21 protein-coding genes and 2 riboswitches are annotated in these 21,095 nt (G+C 65.4%); of the genes, 16 read left to right on the top strand and 5 right to left on the bottom strand.

The window, feature by feature from the left end:
• Window position 1: 1 nt before the first annotated feature.
• Window positions 2-1,699 carry an MFS transporter gene (locus CH305_RS02840; protein ID WP_179278159.1) on the top strand — a complete coding sequence of 566 codons (1,698 nt, stop codon included), beginning with the start codon at window positions 2-4 and terminating at the stop codon, window positions 1,697-1,699.
• Window positions 1,696-2,208: a DUF2771 family protein gene (locus CH305_RS02845; RefSeq protein ID WP_094618865.1), complete on the top strand. Its 513-nt coding sequence runs from the start codon at window positions 1,696-1,698 to the stop codon at window positions 2,206-2,208. Before CH305_RS02840 ends, CH305_RS02845 begins: the two co-directional genes overlap by 4 nt.
• A gap of 12 nt (window positions 2,209-2,220) precedes the next feature.
• Here the strand turns inward: CH305_RS02845 and CH305_RS02850 are convergent, their stop codons facing one another.
• Window positions 2,221-2,637, bottom strand: a complete 417-nt coding sequence (locus CH305_RS02850) for a cold-shock protein (protein ID WP_008719325.1) — start codon at window positions 2,635-2,637, stop codon at window positions 2,221-2,223.
• Between the two features lie 188 nt (window positions 2,638-2,825).
• On the opposite strand from CH305_RS02850, the gene CH305_RS02855 reads away from it, so the two are divergent.
• The 3 genes from CH305_RS02855 (at window position 2,826) to CH305_RS02865 (ending at window position 4,520) form a co-directional block, all read left to right on the top strand.
• Window positions 2,826-3,044: a hypothetical protein gene (locus CH305_RS02855; RefSeq protein WP_032378319.1), complete on the top strand. Its 219-nt coding sequence runs from the start codon at window positions 2,826-2,828 to the stop codon at window positions 3,042-3,044.
• A gap of 3 nt (window positions 3,045-3,047) precedes the next feature.
• Window positions 3,048-3,422 (top strand): YccF domain-containing protein, encoded by a 375-nt coding sequence (locus CH305_RS02860; protein WP_032377424.1) that lies wholly within the window; start codon window positions 3,048-3,050, stop codon window positions 3,420-3,422.
• A 269-nt stretch (window positions 3,423-3,691) separates the two neighbouring features.
• Window positions 3,692-3,900: riboswitch (cyclic di-AMP (ydaO/yuaA leader) on the top strand.
• Between the two features lie 8 nt (window positions 3,901-3,908).
• Window positions 3,909-4,520: a transglycosylase family protein gene (locus tag CH305_RS02865; protein ID WP_032377425.1), complete on the top strand. Its 612-nt coding sequence runs from the start codon at window positions 3,909-3,911 to the stop codon at window positions 4,518-4,520.
• Window positions 4,521-4,599: 79 nt separating this feature from the next.
• Here CH305_RS02865 and CH305_RS02870 read toward each other — a convergent pair whose 3' ends face one another.
• A complete protein-coding gene (locus tag CH305_RS02870) occupies window positions 4,600-4,788 on the bottom strand; it encodes a hypothetical protein (protein WP_032395857.1) in 189 nt (62 codons plus the stop codon).
• Between the two features lie 61 nt (window positions 4,789-4,849).
• Here CH305_RS02870 and CH305_RS02875 point away from each other — a divergent pair, with 61 nt between their 5' ends.
• From CH305_RS02875 to CH305_RS02885, 3 genes are all read left to right on the top strand, one after another.
• Window positions 4,850-7,141 carry a helicase-associated domain-containing protein gene (locus tag CH305_RS02875; protein WP_094702546.1) on the top strand — a complete coding sequence of 764 codons (2,292 nt, stop codon included), beginning with the start codon at window positions 4,850-4,852 and terminating at the stop codon, window positions 7,139-7,141.
• 89 nt (window positions 7,142-7,230) lie between these two features.
• Complete coding sequence (locus CH305_RS02880; RefSeq protein ID WP_094702548.1) at window positions 7,231-8,886, top strand: DNA repair helicase XPB; 1,656 nt, start codon at window positions 7,231-7,233, stop codon at window positions 8,884-8,886.
• A gap of 84 nt (window positions 8,887-8,970) precedes the next feature.
• Window positions 8,971-9,615, top strand: coding sequence for a DUF3239 domain-containing protein (locus tag CH305_RS02885; protein WP_094702550.1), 645 nt, complete (start codon window positions 8,971-8,973; stop codon window positions 9,613-9,615).
• Here the strand turns inward: CH305_RS02885 and CH305_RS02890 are convergent.
• On the bottom strand, window positions 9,596-10,582 hold the full coding sequence (locus CH305_RS02890) for an LLM class F420-dependent oxidoreductase (RefSeq protein WP_094702552.1): 987 nt from the start codon (window positions 10,580-10,582) through the stop codon (window positions 9,596-9,598). The genes CH305_RS02885 and CH305_RS02890 overlap by 20 nt on opposite strands.
• 62 nt (window positions 10,583-10,644) lie before the next feature.
• Between CH305_RS02890 and CH305_RS02895 the strand changes: the two genes are divergently transcribed.
• Together CH305_RS02895 and CH305_RS02900 are read left to right on the top strand one after the other, a co-directional pair.
• Window positions 10,645-11,817 (top strand): pyridoxal phosphate-dependent aminotransferase, encoded by a 1,173-nt coding sequence (locus CH305_RS02895; protein ID WP_094702554.1) that lies wholly within the window; start codon window positions 10,645-10,647, stop codon window positions 11,815-11,817.
• A complete protein-coding gene (locus CH305_RS02900; RefSeq protein WP_037154954.1) occupies window positions 11,814-12,839 on the top strand; it encodes an AraC family transcriptional regulator in 1,026 nt (341 codons plus the stop codon). Before CH305_RS02895 ends, CH305_RS02900 begins: the two co-directional genes overlap by 4 nt.
• Here CH305_RS02900 and CH305_RS02905 read toward each other — a convergent pair.
• Window positions 12,832-13,257 carry a VOC family protein gene (locus CH305_RS02905; RefSeq protein WP_094702632.1) on the bottom strand — a complete coding sequence of 142 codons (426 nt, stop codon included), beginning with the start codon at window positions 13,255-13,257 and terminating at the stop codon, window positions 12,832-12,834. The two genes, CH305_RS02900 and CH305_RS02905, sit on opposite strands and share 8 nt — an antisense overlap.
• 58 nt (window positions 13,258-13,315) lie before the next feature.
• Here CH305_RS02905 and CH305_RS02910 point away from each other — a divergent pair, with 58 nt between their 5' ends.
• The gene (locus tag CH305_RS02910; protein ID WP_094702556.1) at window positions 13,316-13,936 is read left to right on the top strand and encodes an alpha-ketoglutarate-dependent dioxygenase AlkB; all 621 of its coding nucleotides are present in this window, start codon (window positions 13,316-13,318) and stop codon (window positions 13,934-13,936) included.
• A gap of 13 nt (window positions 13,937-13,949) precedes the next feature.
• Here the strand turns inward: CH305_RS02910 and CH305_RS02915 are convergent, their stop codons facing one another.
• Window positions 13,950-15,041, bottom strand: coding sequence for a 3-deoxy-7-phosphoheptulonate synthase (locus CH305_RS02915; RefSeq protein WP_094702558.1), 1,092 nt, complete (start codon window positions 15,039-15,041; stop codon window positions 13,950-13,952).
• Between the two features lie 239 nt (window positions 15,042-15,280).
• Window positions 15,281-15,490, top strand: a riboswitch (cobalamin riboswitch).
• Window positions 15,491-15,619: 129 nt separating this feature from the next.
• Here CH305_RS02915 and metE point away from each other — a divergent pair.
• The 5 genes from metE to CH305_RS02940 all read left to right on the top strand — a co-directional run bounded on the left by metE (window position 15,620) and on the right by CH305_RS02940 (window position 21,014).
• The gene (gene metE / locus CH305_RS02920) at window positions 15,620-17,875 is read left to right on the top strand and encodes a 5-methyltetrahydropteroyltriglutamate--homocysteine S-methyltransferase (protein WP_094702560.1); all 2,256 of its coding nucleotides are present in this window, start codon (window positions 15,620-15,622) and stop codon (window positions 17,873-17,875) included.
• 107 nt (window positions 17,876-17,982) lie between these two features.
• The gene (locus tag CH305_RS02925) at window positions 17,983-19,029 is read left to right on the top strand and encodes an iron-siderophore ABC transporter substrate-binding protein (protein ID WP_094702562.1); all 1,047 of its coding nucleotides are present in this window, start codon (window positions 17,983-17,985) and stop codon (window positions 19,027-19,029) included.
• A gap of 97 nt (window positions 19,030-19,126) precedes the next feature.
• Window positions 19,127-19,585, top strand: coding sequence for a MarR family winged helix-turn-helix transcriptional regulator (locus CH305_RS02930; RefSeq protein ID WP_094702564.1), 459 nt, complete (start codon window positions 19,127-19,129; stop codon window positions 19,583-19,585).
• Complete coding sequence (locus CH305_RS02935) at window positions 19,582-20,007, top strand: organic hydroperoxide resistance protein (protein WP_032377436.1); 426 nt, start codon at window positions 19,582-19,584, stop codon at window positions 20,005-20,007. The genes CH305_RS02930 and CH305_RS02935 overlap by 4 nt, the downstream gene beginning before the upstream one ends.
• Before the next feature lie 11 nt (window positions 20,008-20,018).
• On the top strand, window positions 20,019-21,014 hold the full coding sequence (locus CH305_RS02940) for an NADP-dependent oxidoreductase (protein ID WP_037154945.1): 996 nt from the start codon (window positions 20,019-20,021) through the stop codon (window positions 21,012-21,014).
• The last annotated feature ends 81 nt before the right edge of the window (window positions 21,015-21,095 follow it).

Below are 21,095 nucleotides of genomic sequence, written 5' to 3' on the forward strand. Positions count from 1 at the left end.
CGTGACCGATCCCCGTCTCCCCCACACCCCACCGGGTGCGGACGACCCCGAACAGAACGGCGTGTCCGGTCACTCCGCAGGCTCCGCTCCTGATCACTCGGATCATCCGGGTCTGGCCAACTACCCGCCCGCACCTGCTCACTCCGCCCATGTTCCGAGTCGCCGCGAACCGTTGCCGCCGCTGCATCCGCCGCGAACCGAGAAGATCACCGCTCCGCGTGGCCGGACCGGCGCTCGCAAGCCTCCACCCATGCCGAAGAAGCTGACCGTCACTCGCGTCGCCGCCATGCGCGGCCGCGAGCTCACCGGCAAGGGCATCGCGTCGTTCCAGCGAGCTGCCAAAGCCGACGGTGCGGACAAGTCCGGGCTGACGGCACTGACCTACGCGACCATGGCCAACTTCGCGTCGGACGCGGCGTTGGCGATCGCCTTGGCCAACACACTGTTCTTCTCTGCGGCCACCGGTGAGGACAAGACCAAGGTCGCGCTCTATCTCGTCATCACCATCGCGCCGTTCGCGCTGATCGCACCGTTGATCGGACCGCTGCTGGACCGCCTTCAACACGGTCGACGCATCGCGCTGGCCACATCGTTCGGGTTGCGCACCGTGCTGGCGGTAGTGCTGGTGTTCAACTTCGACAGTTGGGTGCTGTACCCCGCTGCCCTGGGGATGCTCGTACTCAGCAAGTCCTTTGCAGTCCTCAAGAGTGCGGTCACACCGAGGGTGCTACCGCCGGAGATCGACCTCGTCCGCGTCAATTCCCGGCTCACCGTCTTCGGTCTGCTCGGTGGCACCATCGCGGCAGGGGCCGTCGCCGGCGGCATCGCCTTCTTCGCAGGCTCACCCGGCGCGCTGTGGTTCGTCGCCGCGATCACCGTGCTCGGCGGCTACCTCAGCATGCAGATCCCGTCCTGGGTGGAGATCACCGAGGGTGAAGTGCCGGCCACCCTGAGCTACCACGCCGACCAGCACAACGGCAGCGACTTCGCCGGGAGCAGTGCCCCGACAGAAAATCTGCGCCGCACGCCGCCGAGCAAAGCGAAGAACCGTAGACAGCCCCTGGGACGTGCCGTCATCGTGGGACTGTGGGGAAACGGCACCATCCGCATCCTCACCGGCTTCCTGACGCTCTACATCGCGTTCGTTGCCAAATCCCGCACCGAACACGAGCCGCTGCAGCAGGCCGCGATGCTCGGACTCGTCGGAGCCGCCGCCGGTCTCGGCAACTTCGCGGGTAACGCGCTCGGTGCCAGGATCAAGCTCGGCCGGCCGTCGTTGGTGGTCCTACGGTGCACCATCGCGGTGACGGTAGTGGCAGTCGTCGCTGCGATCACCGACAGCCTGCTCACCGCAGCCGTGGCAGCGCTGGTGGCGTCGAGTGCCAGCGCGCTGGCCAAGGTCTCCCTCGACGCGTCGCTGCAGGCCGATCTGCCGCCGGAATCGATCGCGTCGGGATTCGGCCGATCGGAAACCGTCATGCAGTTGTGCTGGGTTCTGGGCGGCACGCTCGGGGTGCTGCTCCCCACCGAATACTGGCTCGGTTTCACCGTCGTGTCGGTGTTGCTTACGATCGGCCTCGTGCAGACCTTCCTCACCTACCGCGGCAGATCGCTCCTACCCGGCTTCGGCGGCAACCGCCCCGATCACGTCGAACAAGAAATGTCCGACGGCTCCTTCGGCGAAAACGTGACCAAGTGAATCTCGCTCCCCGCACCAAGAAGATCGCGGCGATCACCGTCGCCGGTCTCGTCGTCATCGCCGTCGCGTTCGTCGCGGTGCTCGCCCTGCTGATCGGGAGAGCACCGGAGAAGGAACCGACCGTCACCGCGTACGCCAACGGCCGCGCCGTCGTGGTGGAGCCGTATCTGTACTGCGCTGTCAGCGACCCACTGTGCACCAACGTCGGTGAGACCACCGAGGTCCAGGTCGGCAACGCCAGGACGGTGCAGCTCTCGCTACCCGCCCCCATCTACTCAGCCCCGTGGGTGCTCGCCGTGGTCTACGGCGACGACAGTGGCGACGTGGTGGAGAACACCGAGTTCAACGAGCCGGACACCAAGCTGAGCGTCACGGTTCCCACGAAGGACGACAGCAACCGGACGCTGCTCGGCATCGAGGTGCGCTTGCCCACCGGCATCATCGACACCGATACCAATCAGGAAGGGTTCGTCAGCCACGCCATCTGGTCGATCGGCACCCGCCCGTAGTTTCGGTGGATGTCAGCTGTCGAGCTCACGGGCGACGGCCCGAACGACCTCGGAGATTCGCTGCGCGATCTTGCGATCCGGGTACTTCCCCTTACGAAGTTCGGGCTGCACCGTCGCCTCGAGCAGTGTGATCATGTCCTCGACCATCCCGTGCAGCTCGTCGGGTGTGTGCTTGCGCTCGACGGGCTCACGGCGCGTGCTGCCGGTGTTCTGCCGCACCGACGGTGCAGGCTCGAGCACCTTCAAGCTCAGCGCCTGTGGTCCGCGACGGCCCGCGGCCATTCCGAACTCGACGCGCTGACCGGCTTTGAGGCCCTCGACGCCCTCCGGCAACGCCGAAGAACGCACGTAGACGTCCTCGCCTTCCTCCTGAGAGAGGAATCCGAATCCCTTGTCGACGTCGTACCACTTCACCTTGCCGGTCGGCACTGAGCTCACCCGTTCATCTGTTGCTGTCGGTCGTTTCGTTGTCCGCCGGCCCGATGTTCGGACCTGCGGTCTGCACAAATTTCGCGCCCCACGAAAACGTAGGACGCGAATACACCAGTCTAGCGCGGTGAGTACCGATGAAGCATTCGAGTTCTTCGCACCCCGCACTTCGCACTACCGTGGTGCACGTGGACACACCGACCCGTAAGAGCAGCACCGTTCTGCTGCGCATCGCGCTCGCACTGTTCGCGATAGGCCTCGTCGCCATCGTCGCGATCCTGCTGTTTCCGATCTTCTCCGACTCCAAGCCCCCGCTGAGCCTGTATCTGACGGCCATGTTCTCGGCACCGGCCGGGTTCGTGCTGGCTTTGGTGTACGCGCTGGCGTCCGGACGGCGGGCTCGGTAGATCATGCGATTGATCCTGAACATCATCTGGCTGGTCTTCGGTGGGCTGTGGCTGGCCATCGGTTACTTCTTCGCCGGCCTTCTGCTGTGCATCCTGATCGTGACCATCCCGTTCGGCATCGCGTCGTTCCGTATCGGTGTGTACGCACTGTGGCCGTTCGGGTCGACGATCGTCGACAAGCCAGGGTCCGGGTCCGGCGCGCTCGTCGGGAACGTGCTCTGGTTGATCCTCGCCGGCTGGTGGTTGGCGCTCACTCATGTGGTCACCGCTGTCGCAATGGCGATCACCATCATCGGCATTCCACTCGCGATCGCGAACCTGAAGTTGATCCCCGTATCTCTGATGCCCCTCGGCAAAGACATCGTTGCCGTTCGGTGACTTTCCGGACGACTCTCGCTGCCTGTGACTTCCATCACATAACGCTGAGGTAACAGGCCGGCAACGGACCGGGGTTCACTGCCCGCAACGCCCACTAGCTGGGCGGACGCGAGAGGCCCGAAAGAGGTACGAAATGTGCTCGAGACGACGCCGCGAAATCGACAGTTACCAAATAGTGACGTAAGCCGGGAATTTCAGTACGGTCAGCAGCGGCCGGAAAGTTCGGCCGAACTCCGGTCCGCAGCGCCAAACCTCGTCCCGCGGATACCGGAACACCCTCGACGATCACCCAGGGGACGAGGACGGGGGACCCACGTCCTCCACGGACAACCGGGAAGTTGTCGCAACTCACGAAGTTGCACCGACTTCCCTTGGGGTGAAGCCCAATTGCCCATTCGAGACGAATGAGCGAAAAGGCCGGGCTACCTCTCAGCCCGAACCCGACAGCTGACCTCGCAGGCGCGTGTGGAGAGGATTTCAACTCGTATGAGCGGACGTCATCGCAAGCCGAGCACCACTGGCAAGACCGTCGCGAAGGTTGCTGTCACCGGAGCCATCATGGGCACCGCGGGCATCGCCTTCACCGGCACCGCGAACGCGGCACCGGATTCCGACTGGGATCGCCTTGCACAGTGTGAAGCCGGCGGCAACTGGGGCATCAACACCGGCAACGGCTTCCAGGGCGGGTTGCAGTTCTCCCCCAGCACCTGGAACGCACACGGCGGCCAGCAGTACGCAGCCACGGCCAACCAGGCCAGCCGCGAAGAGCAGATCGCAGTCGCCGAGAAGGTCCTCGACTCGCAGGGCTGGGGCGCATGGCCGTCCTGCTCCTCGAGCCTCGGCCTGAGCAGCGCGCCGACCGAGCGCAGCGTTCCGGTCACCCCCAAGGCACCGGAAGTTCCCGCACTTCCCGATCTGTCGTCCATCCCGGCAGTCGACAGCTCGGCCGAGGTCGTCAACGGCATCGTCACCGCCGTCCAGAACCTCACCAACGATCCGGCGATCGCCTCGTTCGTCCAGAACGCAGCGCAGGGCATTCAGCTCGATCCGCAGGTCGTGAACTTCTACCAGGCCAACAAGGCATTCCTGCCCCAGTAAGCGCCCGCGACGGTTCGCATCTCGTACGAAAAAAGCCCCCGACATCGTCGGGGGCTTTTTCGGTACTGCGTGGCCTTTGCTAGCGGTTGACCACGGTCACCGGATGCGCGTACGGCAGGTCTTCGACGGGCAGCGGGAACTCCGTGTCCTCGCCGAAGGGCGACAAGCCACCCGATCGAGCGGACGAGAGTTCGGTCACCGCGTGGTCACCGCGAGCGGTGTCCGGCCAGCCTGGATCGACATAGGGCTTCTTCGACTTGTTCACCATGCGCCTATTTTGACACCTGCACTGCGGCGAGCACCAGCCCAGGTCTCTAATCTGATAGACGATGACCGACACGACTGTGCCTCGACACACCGACACGCCCCCCGATCTACCGCAGTGGATCGCAGCTCGCTCCGACGCCGAGCTGATCAAGGCCATGTCGCTGCGTCCGGATCTGACCGCTCCGCCGCCCGCCTCCCTGGCCGTACTCGCCGGACGGGCCGAGCAGCGACGGTCGATTCTGCACACCGCGGACACCCTCGACACACTCGCCTTGACCGTCCTCGAGATCCTCGCCATCGAGGAGGCCTACGAACGGCCGGTCACTCGCACCGCACTACTGGCCGTCGTGGCGAAACGGGCACCGGCCAAGAGCGTCGACAAGGCGCTGGCCCAGCTCCGCGAGCGGTTGCTGGTGTGGGGCGACGCGTCCGGCCTCCGGATCAGCGCGACCGCCGCGGACGCCGTGCCGTGGCGCATCGGACGCGCGCTCGATCCGGTCGACAATCTCACCGAGTCGCACATCACCGCAGCTCTCGCCGAACTCGGCGAGGGGGAACGCAATCTGCTCGACACCCTCGCCAGATCGTCCCCGACCGGCCGCACCCGAGACGCGGCACCGGGCACTCCGCCCGACCGGCCGGTCCAGAAGCTGCTCGCCGCCGGCCTGCTGATCTGGCTGGACGAGCAAACCGTCGAACTGCCCGTCCAGGTGGGGCAGATTCTGCGCGGCGAGCCGATGTCCGATCCACGGTCGCTCGCCGAGCCGAAGCTCGCCACCACGACACAGTCGCTCACCGACGTCGATGCCGCTGCCGCAGGCGAGGCCCTCGAATTGGGTAGGCACTGCGTCCTGATCATCGAAGCCCTCTCCGCGTCGCCTGCTCCTGCTCTCAAGGCAGGCGGACTCGGCGTGCGCGAGCTCCGCAAGATCACCAAGGCGACCGGCCTCGACGACGACCGAGTCAGCATCCTCATCGAACTGCTGGCGGCAGCGCATCTGATCTCCAGCGGAACACCGGACCCGGTTCCCGCATCCGACACCGGCGACGACTACTGGGCTCCCACACCGGCGGTCGATGCCTGGCTCACCGCTGCCCCGGCGGCCCGCTGGCACACGCTCGCCTCCGCCTGGCTCGAGGTGCCGCGGGCGCCGTGGGTCATCGGTATGCGCGACCCCAACGACAAGCCCATCGCCGCCCTGTCCGAGGAAGTTCGCTCTCCGGCAGCACCGCGGGATCGACGGATGATCCTGGAACTGCTCACCGAACTCGGCAGCGGACACTCGGCCCAGCCGGCGGATCTCGCCCGGATCCTGGCGTGGCGTCGTCCCCGATGGTCCGGACGCTTCGGCGTCACACCCGTCGGACACGTCATCGCCGAAGCAACCGCGCTGGGAATCGTCGGCCGCGGAGCGATGTCGACCCCGGGACGATCGCTGCTGCACGACGGCAACGCCGAGGCCGACATGCGCGCGGCCCTGCCCGAGCCCATCGACTACGTCCTGGTGCAGGCAGACCTCACGCTGGTGGCACCCGGTCCGCTCGAGCCGGACCTGCACGATCGGATCGAACTGGTCGCCGACGTCGAATCCGCAGGCGCAGCGACGATGTACCGGATCAGCGACACGAGCCTGCGACGCGCCCTCGATGTGGGACTGAGCGCGTCCGAGCTGCACGCGTTGTTCGCGACCCACTCACGCACACCGGTGCCGCAGGCCTTGACCTATCTCATCGACGACGTGGCGCGTCGACACGGTCGGCTGCGGGCAGGCGTCGCCGCGTCGTTCGTCCGATGCGAAGATCCGGCGTTGCTGGCGGAGGTGATGGCGTCCCCGGCGGCGGAATCGCTGGCCCTTCGAGCCCTCGCCCCGACCGTCGCGATCTCGCAGGCCCCGCTCGCCGAGGTGCTCACGGTGCTGGCCGGGGCCGGTTTCGCGCCTGCAGGTGAGGACTCGTCCGGAACCATCGTCGATCTGCGCGCCCGCGGGTCGCGGGTATCGGCGCGGCGGCCACGCCAGACGTTCCGAACTCCGGCTGTTCCCACCGAGGAACAGCTGGGTTCGTTGGTGCGTGGGATGCGCGCGGCCGACCGGGCGGCAGGCAACGGCGGTACGGTGGTGCGCGCCGACGGGTCTCGCGCCAGCAGCACCGCGACGATGACGCTGTTGCAGACCGCAGCCAAGGTCAAACGCAGCGTCAGCATCGGCTACGTCGATGCACAGGGTGTCGCGACCCACCGGATCGTCGATCCGATCAGCATCGGCGGCGGCCAACTCGACGCCTTCGATCCCGCTACCGGAGGGGTTCGCCGCTTCACCCTGCATCGCATAACGTCGGTCGCTCTGGTCGAGTAGTTCGACGCTCACGTGCACGCGCGCCCCTACCTGTGGACAATGGAGAAGTTGCGCTCTTTCGGGCGCGGCGGAAGTCTCTAGGAGGAACCGTGACCGACGGCCCGCTGATCGTTCAGTCCGACAAAACGCTGTTGCTCGAGATCGATCACGAACTCGCGGGTGCAGCGCGGGCGGCCATCGCACCGTTCGCGGAGCTCGAACGTGCCCCCGAGCACGTGCACACCTATCGCATCACCCCGCTGGCCCTGTGGAACGCGCGCGCTGCGGGCCACGACGCCGAGCAGGTGGTCGACGCGCTGGTGAACTTCTCGCGTTACGCGGTGCCGCAGCCGCTGCTGGTCGACATCGTCGACACCATGGCACGCTACGGCCGACTGCAGTTGGTCAAGAGCCCGATCCACGGCCTGGCCCTGATCAGTCTCGACCGCGCTGTGCTCACAGAAGTGATGCGCCACAAGAAGATTGCGCCGATGCTCGGTGCCATGGTGGACGAGGACACCGTCATCGTCCATCCCAGCGAGCGCGGCCACCTCAAGCAGATGCTGCTCAAGATCGGCTGGCCTGCCGAGGACCTCGCCGGATACGTGGACGGCGAAGCTCACCCCATCGAACTCGACACCGAGGGCGGCAACTGGACGCTGCGCGACTACCAGGAGATGGCGGCGGATTCGTTCTGGGCCGGAGGCTCGGGCGTCGTCGTACTGCCGTGTGGCGCGGGCAAGACGATGGTCGGCGCAGCGGCGATGGCACGAGCCAAGGCCACCACACTGATTCTGGTCACCAACACCGTCGCCGGTCGGCAGTGGAAGCGCGAGCTGATCGCGCGCACCTCGCTCACCGAGGAGGAGATCGGCGAGTATTCGGGAGAGCGCAAAGAGATTCGCCCTGTGACAATCGCCACGTACCAGGTGATCACGCGTCGCACCAAGGGTGAATACAAGCACCTGGAACTGTTCGATTCCCGCGACTGGGGTCTGGTGATCTACGACGAGGTCCACCTGCTCCCCGCCCCGGTGTTTCGCATGACGGCAGATCTGCAGTCGCGTCGACGTCTCGGTCTTACTGCAACGCTCGTCCGCGAGGACGGTCGCGAGGGTGACGTCTTCTCGCTCATCGGCCCGAAGCGATACGACGCGCCGTGGAAGGACATCGAGGCGCAGGGGTGGATCGCACCGGCGGAGTGCATCGAGGTTCGCGTCACTCTCACCGATGCCGAGCGCATGTCGTATGCCGTGGCCGAACCCGAAGAGCGCTACAAGCTGTGCTCGACGGCTCATACCAAGATCGCCGTCGTGAAGTCGATCCTCGCCAAACACCAGGACGCTCCGACGCTGGTGATCGGCGCGTACCTCGACCAGTTGAACGAGCTCGGTGAGGCCCTGAACGCTCCGGTCATTCAGGGTTCGACCAAGAACAAGGAACGTGAAGTGCTGTTCGACGCGTTCCGCAAGGGCGAGATTCAGACGCTCGTGGTGAGCAAGGTGGCGAACTTCTCGATCGATCTACCCGAAGCATCTGTCGCAGTACAGGTTTCGGGCACATTCGGATCGAGACAGGAGGAGGCGCAGCGACTGGGCCGACTGCTCCGACCCAAGCACGACGGCGGTCAGGCCCATTTCTACTCGGTGGTGTCGCGCGACACTCTCGACGCCGAGTACGCCGCGCACCGTCAGCGTTTCCTGGCCGAGCAGGGGTACGCGTACCGCATCACCGACGCGGACGACTTGCTCGGTCCGGCGATCTGACGCTTCTGTCGGCATGGGCGGCGTGCTAGGAATAGTTGTGTGCGCCGATTCCAGTTCCCAGTAGACGTAGCCCACGCGAAGTCGGTGAACGAGACGTTCACCGAGCTTCGCCGGCTGCGCGCCTCGGCGGCGCTCACTGCCGTTATCCTTACTGCCCTGGGGGTGTGGTTCATCTGGATCGCAACCCCGTGGTCGTACATCCTCGGTGCCGTGTTCTGCATCGGCGCGGCCACCTCACTGTGGGTGATGCTGTGGGCACCGCGCAAGATGGGGTCCATCGAATCGCAATATGCTGCAGGCGATCTGGTTCCTGCGATGGTGGCCGAGAAACTACCTGACGGAGCGCTGTTGCTGGCCTTGGTCGACATCGCGAAGCCGGGTGTCGAAGATCCGCACTACGTGTTGATCACCCGGGTCGTGCGAGCCCTGCCCGGCCACGCGATGGAGCGGGGAGCGAAGGTGCCCTCGGTGTCGGTTCTCGCCGACCGCGGCGCGAACACGGGCGGGCGAACGTGGCAGTTGGTCTCGGCGATGCCCATCGCCTGGGGCACTCCCGATACCACGGTTCTCGCGCGCGCAACCGACGAGATCCCCGAGGGCGAGTGGGCGCTGTTGCACGCGAACATCGGCTTGTCCGAGAAGGTACGCAAGGCAAAGAACCAACAGTTGCTCATCGACCCGGCAGATCTTCCCGACGACCTGAGACGAGCTACGGGAGAGCCGGGATGACCTCGCGCTCGAAGAGTTCGATTCCGGAGCGATCGTAGGCAGCTTCCGGGAAGTAGAAGATTCCGTACGTCATCCCCTGCTCCTGCAGCGCCGTCAGATTGTCGACGATCTGTTCTGGGGTTCCGACGGCCGGCATGCCGCGGAACGCCGTCAGGGCTCCTTCGGCTTTGTCCGCACCCACGTAATCGGTGAGCCGACTCTCCAGGGCGCGTAGCTTGTCTTCCACTTCCGACTCGGTCGCCGCGATGACGACGTTGTAGTTCGCCGAGCGGACGATGGCATCGAAGTCGGTACCCACGGTGGAGCAATGCTCGCGCAGCAGAGCCGATTTGGCGGCGAATCCGGTGGGGGTTCCATCGAAGTTGGTGTAGTTGGCGTACTTCGCGGCGATCTTCAGAGTGACCTTCTCGCCCCCGCCCGCGATCCACAGCGGGATTCCACCCTCCTGCAGCGGCAGCGGCCGCACCACGGCACCGTCGATCTGGTAGTGCTTTCCGTCGAGGAACACCTCGCCGGTCGTCCATGCCTGCTTGAAGATCTGCACGCCCTCGTCGAGCCGACCCAATCGTTCACCCGGAGAGGGAAACCCGTAGCCGTAGGCGCGGAACTCGTGCTCGTGCCAGCCGCCGCCGATGCCCATCTCGACGCGTCCGCCGGAAATGATGTCCACCGTGGCAGCAACTTTGGCGAGGTAGGCCGGGTTGCGGTACGACATCGCAGTGCACATCTGCCCCAGCCTGATCCGGGAGGTGCTCGCAGCCAGTGCGGACATCAGCGACCATGCCTCGTGGGTCGCCTCGTCGGTTGCGGTGGGAACTGTGTGGAAGTGGTCGTACACCCACAGGGACTCCCAAGGACCGGCCTCGGCGGCGAGCGCGTGGTCACGCAGCACATTCCAGTGCCGGGCGGGGTCGATACCGACCAGATCCAGGCGCCACCCCTGTGGAACGAACAATCCGAATCGCATGACAGGCACAGTACAGACGCAGGACGAAAGACCGGTTCCGGCCGGTGAACTACGCTGGACGAATGTCCGAGATGCCGCCCTCGCGCACCGTGGCGCGCCTGCGCCCGTTCGCATCGACGATATTCGCCGAAATGACCGCTCTCGCGGTGGCCAAGAATGCCGTCAACCTCGGTCAGGGCTTTCCCGATACCGACGGGCCGCCTGCCATGCTCGAGGCCGCACGTGAGGCCATCGCGAACGGACTCAATCAGTACTCCCCCGGCCCCGGTATGCCGGTGCTACGCAGCGCCGTCGCCGCCGACCGGGAACGGCGATTCGGGCTGCACTACGACCCCGACTCGCAGGTACTGATCACCGTCGGTGCCACCGAGGCGATCTCGGCATCACTGCTCGGCCTGATCGAGCCGGGCGACGAGGTGCTGCTGATCGAGCCGCTCTACGACTCCTACGCGGCCGCCATTGCCCTTGCCGGAGCGACCCGTACCGCCGTGCCGCTGGTTCCCGACGGCAACGGGTGGACGGTCGACACCGAGGCCCTCGATCGTGCCGTCGGTCCCCGAACACGCATGCTCATCGTCAACTCCCCGCACAACCCCACCGGTACCGTCTTCGACCGCGCCACCATGATCCGCATCGCCGAGATCGCCGTCGAACACGACCTGCTCGTCCTCACCGACGAGGTCTACGAGCACCTGACGTTCGACGGCACAGTACACACGCCGATCGCGACACTGCCGGGGATGTTCGAGCGCACCGTCACCGTCTCGAGTGCGGCGAAAACCTTCAACGCAACGGGGTGGAAGACGGGCTGGGCGCTGGGCCCGGCCCACTTGATCGATGCCGTGCGCGCCGCCAAACAATTCATGAGCTTCGTCGGCGGTACCCCTTTCCAACCTGCCGTCGCCTATGCCCTCGAGCACGAGCAGCCGTGGATCGCCTCGATGCGCGACGGCCTGCAGCGCAAGCGGGACACGCTCTCGGCTGCACTCGACGCCGCAGGCGCGGACGTGAAGTACAGCGCGGGAACATATTTCGTGTGCGCCGACGTCGCGCCCATCGGGCGTGGGGACGCGTACGAATTCTGCCGCTCCCTGCCGGATCTGGTGGGCGTCGCAGCGGTTCCGGTCACGGCCTTCGTGGACGAACCAGCTCCCTGGAAGTCCCTGGTACGCTTCGCTTTCTGCAAGCAGGACGAGGTACTCGCCGACGCAGCCGAGAGGTTACGGAGATTGTGACTCCGCAACCGACGATCCCGGCGTATTTCGTCCGACAGGCCGTCGACCTCGCGACGAGCGGCGGGATGGACTTGACCTACCCGTTGTCGATGGCCGGGATCGGGCCCACCATTCTCGGGAACCCGGCGGAACGGCTGACCACCCGCCAAGTCACGGCCTTCACCCAGGCGGTCTGGGCGATGACCGGCGACGAGTTGTTCGGCCTTGCCGCAGTACCTGTGCGGCGCGGCAGCTTTCGCGTGATCTGTCAGACCCTGATTCATTCGGAGAACCTCTGGGCGGCTCTGATCAGGATGTCCGAGACCATGCGGGTGCTGATTCCGGTTCGCCCCATGACGTTGGACCGCACCGAGGACTCCACGGTGTTGACGGTGCACGTCACGCCCACGACTCATCTGAGCCCGGAAGCCAACGCCCTCGCCGAACGCTTGCTCACCGACTTCCTGTTGATTCTGCTGCACCGCTTCGCGGCGTGGCTCATCGGCAACCGCGTCAAACTGCTGTCGGTGCAACTGCCGTACCCGCTTCCCGGGCCCGAGGCCGGCAAAATGTACGACTCCATCTTCGGGACGCATGTCGAGTTCGGAACCGACCGTGCCACACTGGAATTCGACAGCGCGGTGATGCGAGCACCGATAGTGCAGACCGAGGAGACCCTCGCCGAGTATCTGGCCGAGTCACCCAATCTGCTGTTCTCGTCCCGAGACTACGACAGCACCGCGTCGAGCCAGGTTCGCCGAGCGCTCGAAACCGGGTTCAAAGGCGGCGCACCGGGAACCGAGGACATCGCGGCGATGCTCAACATCAGCCCTCCGCACCTTCGACGTGTGCTTCGGCAGGAGGGCACCTCGATCAACCAACTGCGCGAAGAAGTGCTGCGCGATGCAGCGATTTCCGGGTTGAGCCGCGGGGACAGTGTCGACGACATCTCGGCTCGCCTGGGCTTTTCCGAGCCCAGCGCGTTCCGCCGTGCTTTCAAGCGCTGGACCGGTCAGACCCCCGGCTCGTACCGTCTCAGTTGACGCAGAACTCGTTGCCCTCGGGGTCGGTCATGGTGATCCAGACGCTGGGACCCTGATTTCCCCGATGAAGTACCGCCGCACCCCGCGCTTCGAGTTCCGTCACCACCGACTCACGCTCGTCACCGACGCGGATGTCGAGGTGCAACCGATTCTTCACCGATTTCGGCTCGGCTACCGACTGGAACAGCACCCGCGGGGAGCCGGGCGAGTCGGGATCGACGATTCCCGCGCCCGCCTGCCACACCAGAACGCCCTCGAAGGTGGTCGTGTCCTCCTCGCGAGCATGACCCGCAGCGACCATCTCGCGAATGAAGTCCTCGTTGCTGGGTTCGGACTGCCAACCCAGCGTCTGTGCCCACCATTTCGCCAGCGCATGAGGGTTGGCACTGTCCACGACGACCTGAAATCGATAGCCCATGCGACGAAGATACCGCCGCACAGTGTAAATGGGAACACCTGTTCGATACAGTCGATGCATGTCGCTCGCGATGCAAGGCTCGTTGTTCGGTGACGACGACGGTGGCGTCGGGTCGCTGCAGTCCGTCACCCGACGAGAGCTGACGCTCGGTGCCTGGATCGACGTGCGCCCGGGATGGTTGTCCGATACCCGTCTCTTCGACTCGCTGGTGACCGACGTCGATTGGCGCGCCGAACGCAGGCAGATGTACGACCGTGTAGTCGATGTGCCACGCCTGGTCCGCTTCTACGCCGAACACGAGCGTTGGCCGCACACGGCACTGTACGAGGCGCGTGACGCGCTCGACGACCACTACCGCGCCGAACTCGGTGAGTCGTTCGCCACCGCAGGGCTGTGCTACTACCGCAACGGCTCCGACAGCGTCGCCTGGCACGGCGACAACATCGGCCGCAGCGCGACCGAGGACACCATGGTGGCGATCGTCTCACTCGGCGCGACAAGACAACTCATGCTTCGGCCCCGCGGCGGCGGTACGTCGCTCAAGTTCACGCTCGGGCACGGCGATCTGGTGGTGATGGGAGGCTCGTGTCAGCGCACGTGGGAGCATGCGATTCCCAAGTCCACCCGCGCGATCGGCCCACGCATCAGCGTGCAGTTCCGACCGCGCGGGGTTCGTTGACGCGCTGGGTTTTTCAATGCGCAGGGTTCGATGCCCGACGCTTGTCGACCGCCGCGGCCAGCACGTTCAATTGTGTTGCCGTGGTGTCCCAGTCGAGGCAGGCGTCGGTGATCGACTGCCCGTACACCAGGTCGTCGCGGTGGCCGAGTTCGAGATCCTGACGCCCCGCCACCAGGAAGCTTTCGAGCATGAGCCCGACGATGCCGTGTTCGCCTGCTGCGACTCGGCCGGCCACGTCGGTGACCACGTCGACCTGCTTGTTGTGGTCCTTGCGGCTGTTGCCGTGACTGGCGTCGATGACGACGCGCTCCGGCAGACCCGACTTACGCAGGCGCGCCACGGTATCTGCGACCGATTCGGCATCGTAGTTCGGTCCGTCGACGCCCCCGCGGAGAATGACGTGGCAGTCCGGGTTTCCGACGGTCCGAACGAGCGCTGCCTGGCCGTCCAGATCGGTTCCGGGGAAGACATGGCTCGCCGCGGCGGCGCGGGTGCCGTCGACCGCCACCTGGACGTCGCCCTCGGTGGAGTTCTTGATCCCCACCGGCATCGACAGCGCACTGCACAGCTGGCGGTGAACCTGGCTCGCAGCGGTCCGTGCACCGATCGCGCCGTAGCTCACCAGATCTGCGATGTACTGCGGAGTGATCGGGTCGAGGAACTCGCATCCGACAGGCAGGCCGAGCGCCGAAATATCGAGCAGCAGTTGGCGTCCCACCCGTAGTCCGGAATTGATGTCGAAGCTGCCGTCGAGGTGCGGATCGTTGATCAGTCCTTTCCATCCCAGCGTCGTCCGGGGCTTCTCGAAGTAGACCCGCATGACGATGTGCAGTCGATCGCCCAGTTCGGCTGCCGTGGCAGCGAGGCGCCGCGCGTAATCGAGGGCAGCATCGGTGTCGTGCACCGAACACGGGCCGACGACGACGATCAGTCGATCGTCGCGGCCGTCGAGAATGTCGACCACGCCGGAGCGTCCGGAGCGGACCGTCGCGGAGATCGCGTCGTCCACGGCATGTTCGCGGCGCAACACCGACGGCGCAACCAGCGGACTGATACTGATCGTCCGTTGATCATCGAGTGACGGGGTGTCCAGAGAGAGCGTCATGAGAGGGTTTCCTGTTCCCAGGCCGACTCAGCATGCTCCACGCGCACTTCGAGCCGGTCTGTATCCGGCTCGTGGGGTGGAGGTCAGCGCATGGCGTCGCTGGCTGACCCACCCGGGGCCGGCCTGCTAAACCAGAAATACGTGCGCTGCATGGAGAGCACCGTAACAGACGCGCCGACGATGCATCTATGCTCGTCCCTGCAGTCGGTTCGCCAGGTGGTCATGAGGAGCCCCGAAGTTCACCACGGCGCCGAAGCGATGCGCGGAAGTTCCGGCGCGTCGTGAGAGGGAACCCGGTGAGAATCCGGGACTGTCCCGCAGCGGTATGCAGGAACGACCGCCGTCAACAGCACTGAAGAGGCCTCTTCGGGAAGCGACGGCCAGTAGGAGTGGGCTCTTCGTCCACGTGCCCGCGAGTCCGAATACCTGCCGTCTGTGCTGTGCACGCCGTGCGCAGCGGTTCACCGCCTCGTGGAATGGGCGCGTAACCCTGGTACGGCTGCTCGTGGGGCTCTCCGGGATGCGCGCGCCCGAGAAGGCGGTGCGCCATCGATGCAGCAGTCACCTGGAGAACTACCGTGAGTATCGAATTCACCGCCACCGTGCTCGGTTCGGCCCGTATCGGACCGAACCGAGAACTGAAGAAAGCTGTCGAATCCTACTGGGCCGGAACGCTCGACGCACCCGCACTCGAATCCGTTGCGCGGACATTGCGCGAGAACACCTGGCGAGAACTCGTCGCCGCCGGACTCGATTCCGTTCCGGTGAACACCTTTTCGTACTACGACCACGTGCTCGACACCGCGGTCATGCTCGGTGCACTACCCGAGCGGGTTCGGAGCATCGACAGCGAGCTGGACCGCTGTTTCGCCGCCGCCCGAGGCAACGAGACCGTCGCACCACTCGAGATGACCAAGTGGTTCGACACCAACTACCACTACCTCGTGCCCGAAATCTCCCCCGCGACAACCTTTTCCCTGCACCCCGAGAAGGTGCTCGCCGAGCTCGAAGAAGCTCGCGCGCTCGATGTCCCGGCTCGACCGGTCGTCCTAGGACCGGTGACGTTCCTGTTGCTGTCGAAGGCAGTCGGCAGCAGCGCCCCGCTACTGGACCGCCTCGACGAGATTCTGCCGCTGTACGCGGAGCTGCTGACCAACCTCGCCGATGCCGGGGCGGAGTGGGTCCAGCTCGACGAACCTGCGCTCGTGGCCGATCGCACCCAGAGCGAGATCGACTGTGCGAAGAAGGCTTACGACTACCTGAGCGCGGTGTCGACGAGGCCTGCCATATTGCTGGCGTCGTACTTCGGTGACCTCGGTGCCGTACTGCCCGTGCTCGCGTCGACCGGCATCGAGGGATTGTCGATCGATCTGACGGTGCCGGGCACCGTGGAGCACGTTGCCGTGGTACCTGCGCTCGCGAGCAAGCACATAGTCGCGGGCGTCGTGGACGGGCGCAACATCTGGCGGTCGGATCTCGACAAGGCGCTGGCAACCTTGGCGAGCCTGTTGGGTAGTGCCGGCACGCTTGCGGTGTCGAGTTCGTGCTCGCTGCTGCATGTTCCGTACACCCTCGACGGAGAAACCGACATCGTCGATCCGCTCCGATCCTGGTTGGCCTTCGGTGCCGAGAAGGTTGCCGAGGTGTCCGTCCTCGCCCGGGCACTACGACATGGGACCGCATCGGTGTCGTCCGAGCTCGAGCAGGCCAGGACTGCTTTCGAGACTCGTCGCACCGACCCTCGTCTGCACGACGCGGCCGTTCGGGCACGTCTCGAAGCGGGAATTACCGTCGACCGCACCCCGGCCGAGGAACGCCGCCGGGCTCAGGCTGTGCGACTGGACTTGCCGTCGTTGCCGACGACCACCATCGGTTCGTATCCGCAGACCACACAGATTCGACTCGCTCGGGCAGCCCTGCGCACCGGTGAGATCGACGACGCCGAATACGTGTCCCGGATGCAATCCGAGATCGCCGATGTCGTTGCACTGCAAGAGAACATCGGCCTCGACGTGCTGGTCCACGGCGAACCCGAGAGAAACGACATGGTGCAGTACTTCGCCGAGCAGCTCAGTGGCTTCGCGGCCACGTCGAACGGCTGGGTCCAGTCGTACGGATCTCGATGCGTCCGACCGCCGATTCTGTACGGCGACGTCTCGCGTCCGAAACCGATGACCGTGCACTGGTCCGAGTATGCGCAGTCGCTCACCGACAAGCCGGTCAAAGGCATGCTCACCGGCCCGGTGACGATTCTCGCGTGGTCGTTCGTCCGAGACGACATACCGTTGGCCGAATCCGCAGCCCAGATCGCCCTGGCGATTCGCGACGAGACGATCGATCTGGAGGGAGCGGGGATTCGCATCGTCCAGGTGGACGAACCTGCCCTTCGTGAGCTTCTCCCGCTGCGCTCGAAAGATACAACGGCGTACCTGGAGTGGGCCGTGCGATCGTTCAAGATCTCGACATCCGGGGTGTCCGACGACACTCAGATTCACACGCATCTGTGCTACTCGGAGTTCGGTGAGATCATCGACGCGATCGTCGACCTGGACGCCGACGTGACGTCGATCGAGGCGGCCCGCTCGCACATGGAGGTACTCGACGACCTGAACTCCGTCGGATTCGACCTCGGTGTCGGCCCCGGCGTCTACGACATCCATTCACCGCGGGTGCCGAGCGTCGACGAGATCACCGAATCGCTACGGGCGGCATTGAAAGCCGTTCCAGCCGAACGACTCTGGGTCAATCCCGACTGCGGACTCAAGACCCGTGGCCTGGCCGAGGTGGAGCGGTCGTTGAGAAACATGGTGCAGGCGGCGGCCGCGCTGCGCTGACCCCAGGTGAGCGGAACTTCGACCCCTGCTACGAAGTTCCGCTCACCTCGGTCGCGAGGTACAGGCTAGGCTTACCTGCCTACGCCCGTCCTGTGAAAGAGAACGAAGTGAAACGTCTACTCCTGGCCACCACGATCGCCGCAGTCACCGCGCTGACCACTGTCGCCTGCGGCGGCACCGCCGAGCAGACAGCCTCGCCCTCCACCAGCGCAGAATCTGCCACCGTCGACGCCGTGACGGACGCACCGGGACCGACAGGCATCCCCGACGGTATGGGTTCGGGAGCGGCCGACGGAGTGTTCCCACGCACCGTCGGCCACTTCGGCGGCTCCACCGAGATCCCTGCCGAACCGAAGAAGGTCGTCGTCATTGCCACCGGTCAGCTCGACGCAGCCCTCACACTGGGCGTCGTACCGACCGGAGTCGCGTACGGCGACGGAGCCGAACTGGTGCCCGATTACATCAGCTTCTCGTTCCCCCAGTACGCGGACCGGATGACGCAATTCGTGAATGTGGGTAACCGACAGGACGTCGACATCGAGGCCATCGCCGCCATCGAACCCGACCTCATCCTGGCGAACAAGACCGGCTCCGAGGACATCTACCCGACGCTCTCGACCATCGCGCCGACCGTGCTCACCGAAGGCACCGGAGTGAACTGGAAGCAGGACTTCCTACTGCTGGCCGACGCGTTGGGCCGAACCGAGCAGGCGCAGACCTTCATCGACACCTTCACCTCCGACGCTGCAGCACTGGGTAACTCGGTTGCCGGCACCAGCGGCACCCCTACGGTCTCCTTCGTCCGCTTCACCGCGGATCGAGCGCGAGTGTTCGGCGTCCCCTCGTTCGCCGGTTACATCGCCTGGGACGCCGGTCTGGCACGGCCGGAAAGTCAGCAGTTCGACAAGACCTCGCAGGACTTCAGCGAGGAGGAAATTCAGCTCGCGAACGCCGACTGGGTGTTCGTATCGAGCCAGGACGCGGGAGCCGATTCGAGCGCCGCGTCGTACACCACCAACCCGCTCTGGACCGGCATGAGCGCAGCCACCGAGAACCACATCGTGCGCGTCGACGACGACCCGTGGTACCTCAATGCAGGCCCGACTGCGGCAACGATCGTGCTCGACGGCCTGAAGAGCGCCCTGCAGGGCTGACCCCCATGTGCATGGAACTTCGTAGCCCACTACGAAGTTCCATGCACCTCGGCGAGATAGGTTGCGCACAACTTAACCGTGCACTACTGTTCTTCCCGTGACCAACGAACTCGCACTCGACCGTCAGGTGTGCTTCGCGCTGTACTCCGCATCGCGGGCTACGACCGCGGTGTATCGCCCGATGCTCGACGAGCTCGGCGTCACGTATCCGCAGTACCTCGTGCTGCTGGTGCTGTGGGAGAAGGACGGGCGCGGCGTCAAGGAGATCTGCGCCGAACTCGACCTGGACACCGGCACTCTCTCACCGATGCTCAAGCGACTCGAAGGCCTCGGTTTCATCGAGCGTCGACGCCTGAGCACCGACGAACGCCGCGTCGAGATCCACCTCACCGAGACCGGAAGCGCCATGCGCGCAAAGGCACTCGACATCCCACGCAAGCTGGCCGAGAAGACCGGCATGGGAATCGACGATCTCGTCAGACTCAAAGAAGCGCTCGACGCATTGACGAGCGCTCTGCATCACCCCGATTCGAGCCCGACAGAAGGAGAATCATGAAGACCATCTACACCGCCGAAGCCCTCGCGACCGGAGAGGGCCGCAATGGTCACGCCCGCACCTCCGACGGACGTCTCGATCTCGACCTCGCCATCCCGGAGGCCATGGGCGGCAGCGGCAACGGCACCAACCCCGAGCAGCTCTTCGCCGCCGGCTATGCCGCGTGCTTCCATTCCGCACTGCAGATGGTGGCGCGCCAGGACAAGGCCGACGTCACCGATTCGGCCGTCGGCGCTCGTGTCGACATCGGCCCCAACGACGCAGGCGGCTTCCAGCTCGCCGTCACCCTCGAGGTGACGCTGCCGAACCTGAGCCGCGACGACGCGCAGGCCCTGGCCGACAAGGCCCATCAGGTGTGCCCGTACTCCAACGCCACCCGCGGCAACATCGACGTCACCGTCACAGTCACCGAAGACGAGTAAGAGGAAACACCATGAAGGCACACGAAATTCACCTCGCGTCCCGCCCACAAGGCTGGCCGACCGAAGACAACTTTCGCGCGGAGGTCGTCGATCTCCCCGAGCTCGCGGACGGGCAGATCCTCGTCCGCAACATCGTGATGTCGGTCGATCCGTACATGCGTGGTCGGATGAACGACGTGAAGTCCTACGTCCCGCCGTTCCAGATCGACGCCCCGCTCGACGGCGGTGCCGTCGGCGAGATCGTCGAGTCCAAGGCCGAGGGCTTCGCGGTGGGCGACGCGGTTCTGCACGGCAAGGGCTGGCGCGATCTCGCCATCGTCCCGGGAAAGGGAGCGAGCAAGGTCGACCTCTCGGCCGCGAAAGCATCCGCCTACCTGAGTGCACTGGGAATGACCGGAACGACGGCATACGCCGGGCTGACCGAGGTCGCCTCGTTCAAGGAGGGTGACGTCGTCTTCGTCTCCGGCGCTGCCGGAGCAGTCGGGTCACTCGTCGGCCAGATCGCCAAGGCGCTCGGCGCTTCCCGCGTCATCGGCAGTGCCGGATCTCCCGCCAAGGTCGCCCGCCTGCTCGAGCTCGGTTTCGACGCAGCATTCGATTACCACGACGGCCCGGTTGCCGAACAGCTCCGCACGGCGGCACCGGACGGCATCGATGTGTACTTCGACAACGTCGGCGGCGAGCACCTCGAAGCCGCCATCGGTTCGATGAACAAGTACGGCCGAATTGCCATGTGCGGAGCCATCGCTCAGTACAACTCCACCGAGCCGACTCCCGCTCCGCGCAACCTCGCGCTGGCGATCGGCAAGGAGCTGACGCTCAAGGGCTTCATCGTCGGCTCCTACGCGCACGTCACCGAGGAGTTCCGCACGAAGATGACCGAGTGGCTGGGCAGCGGTGCCATCGAATTCGACGAGACGGTCGTCGACGGTCTCGACAACGCTCCCTCGGCGTTCATCGGTCTGATGAAGGGCGAGAACACCGGCAAGATGGTCGTCACCATCTAGGTCGGACCCGAACGGTTCCACCGCAGACCACACCCCGGCCGGAATTTCCGGCCGGGGTGTTTCCATGTCGACCGATTACAG

Origin of the sequence: Rhodococcus sp. 15-649-2-2 (assembly GCF_002258645.1) — a bacterium.
GTDB lineage: Bacteria > Actinomycetota > Actinomycetes > Mycobacteriales > Mycobacteriaceae > Rhodococcoides.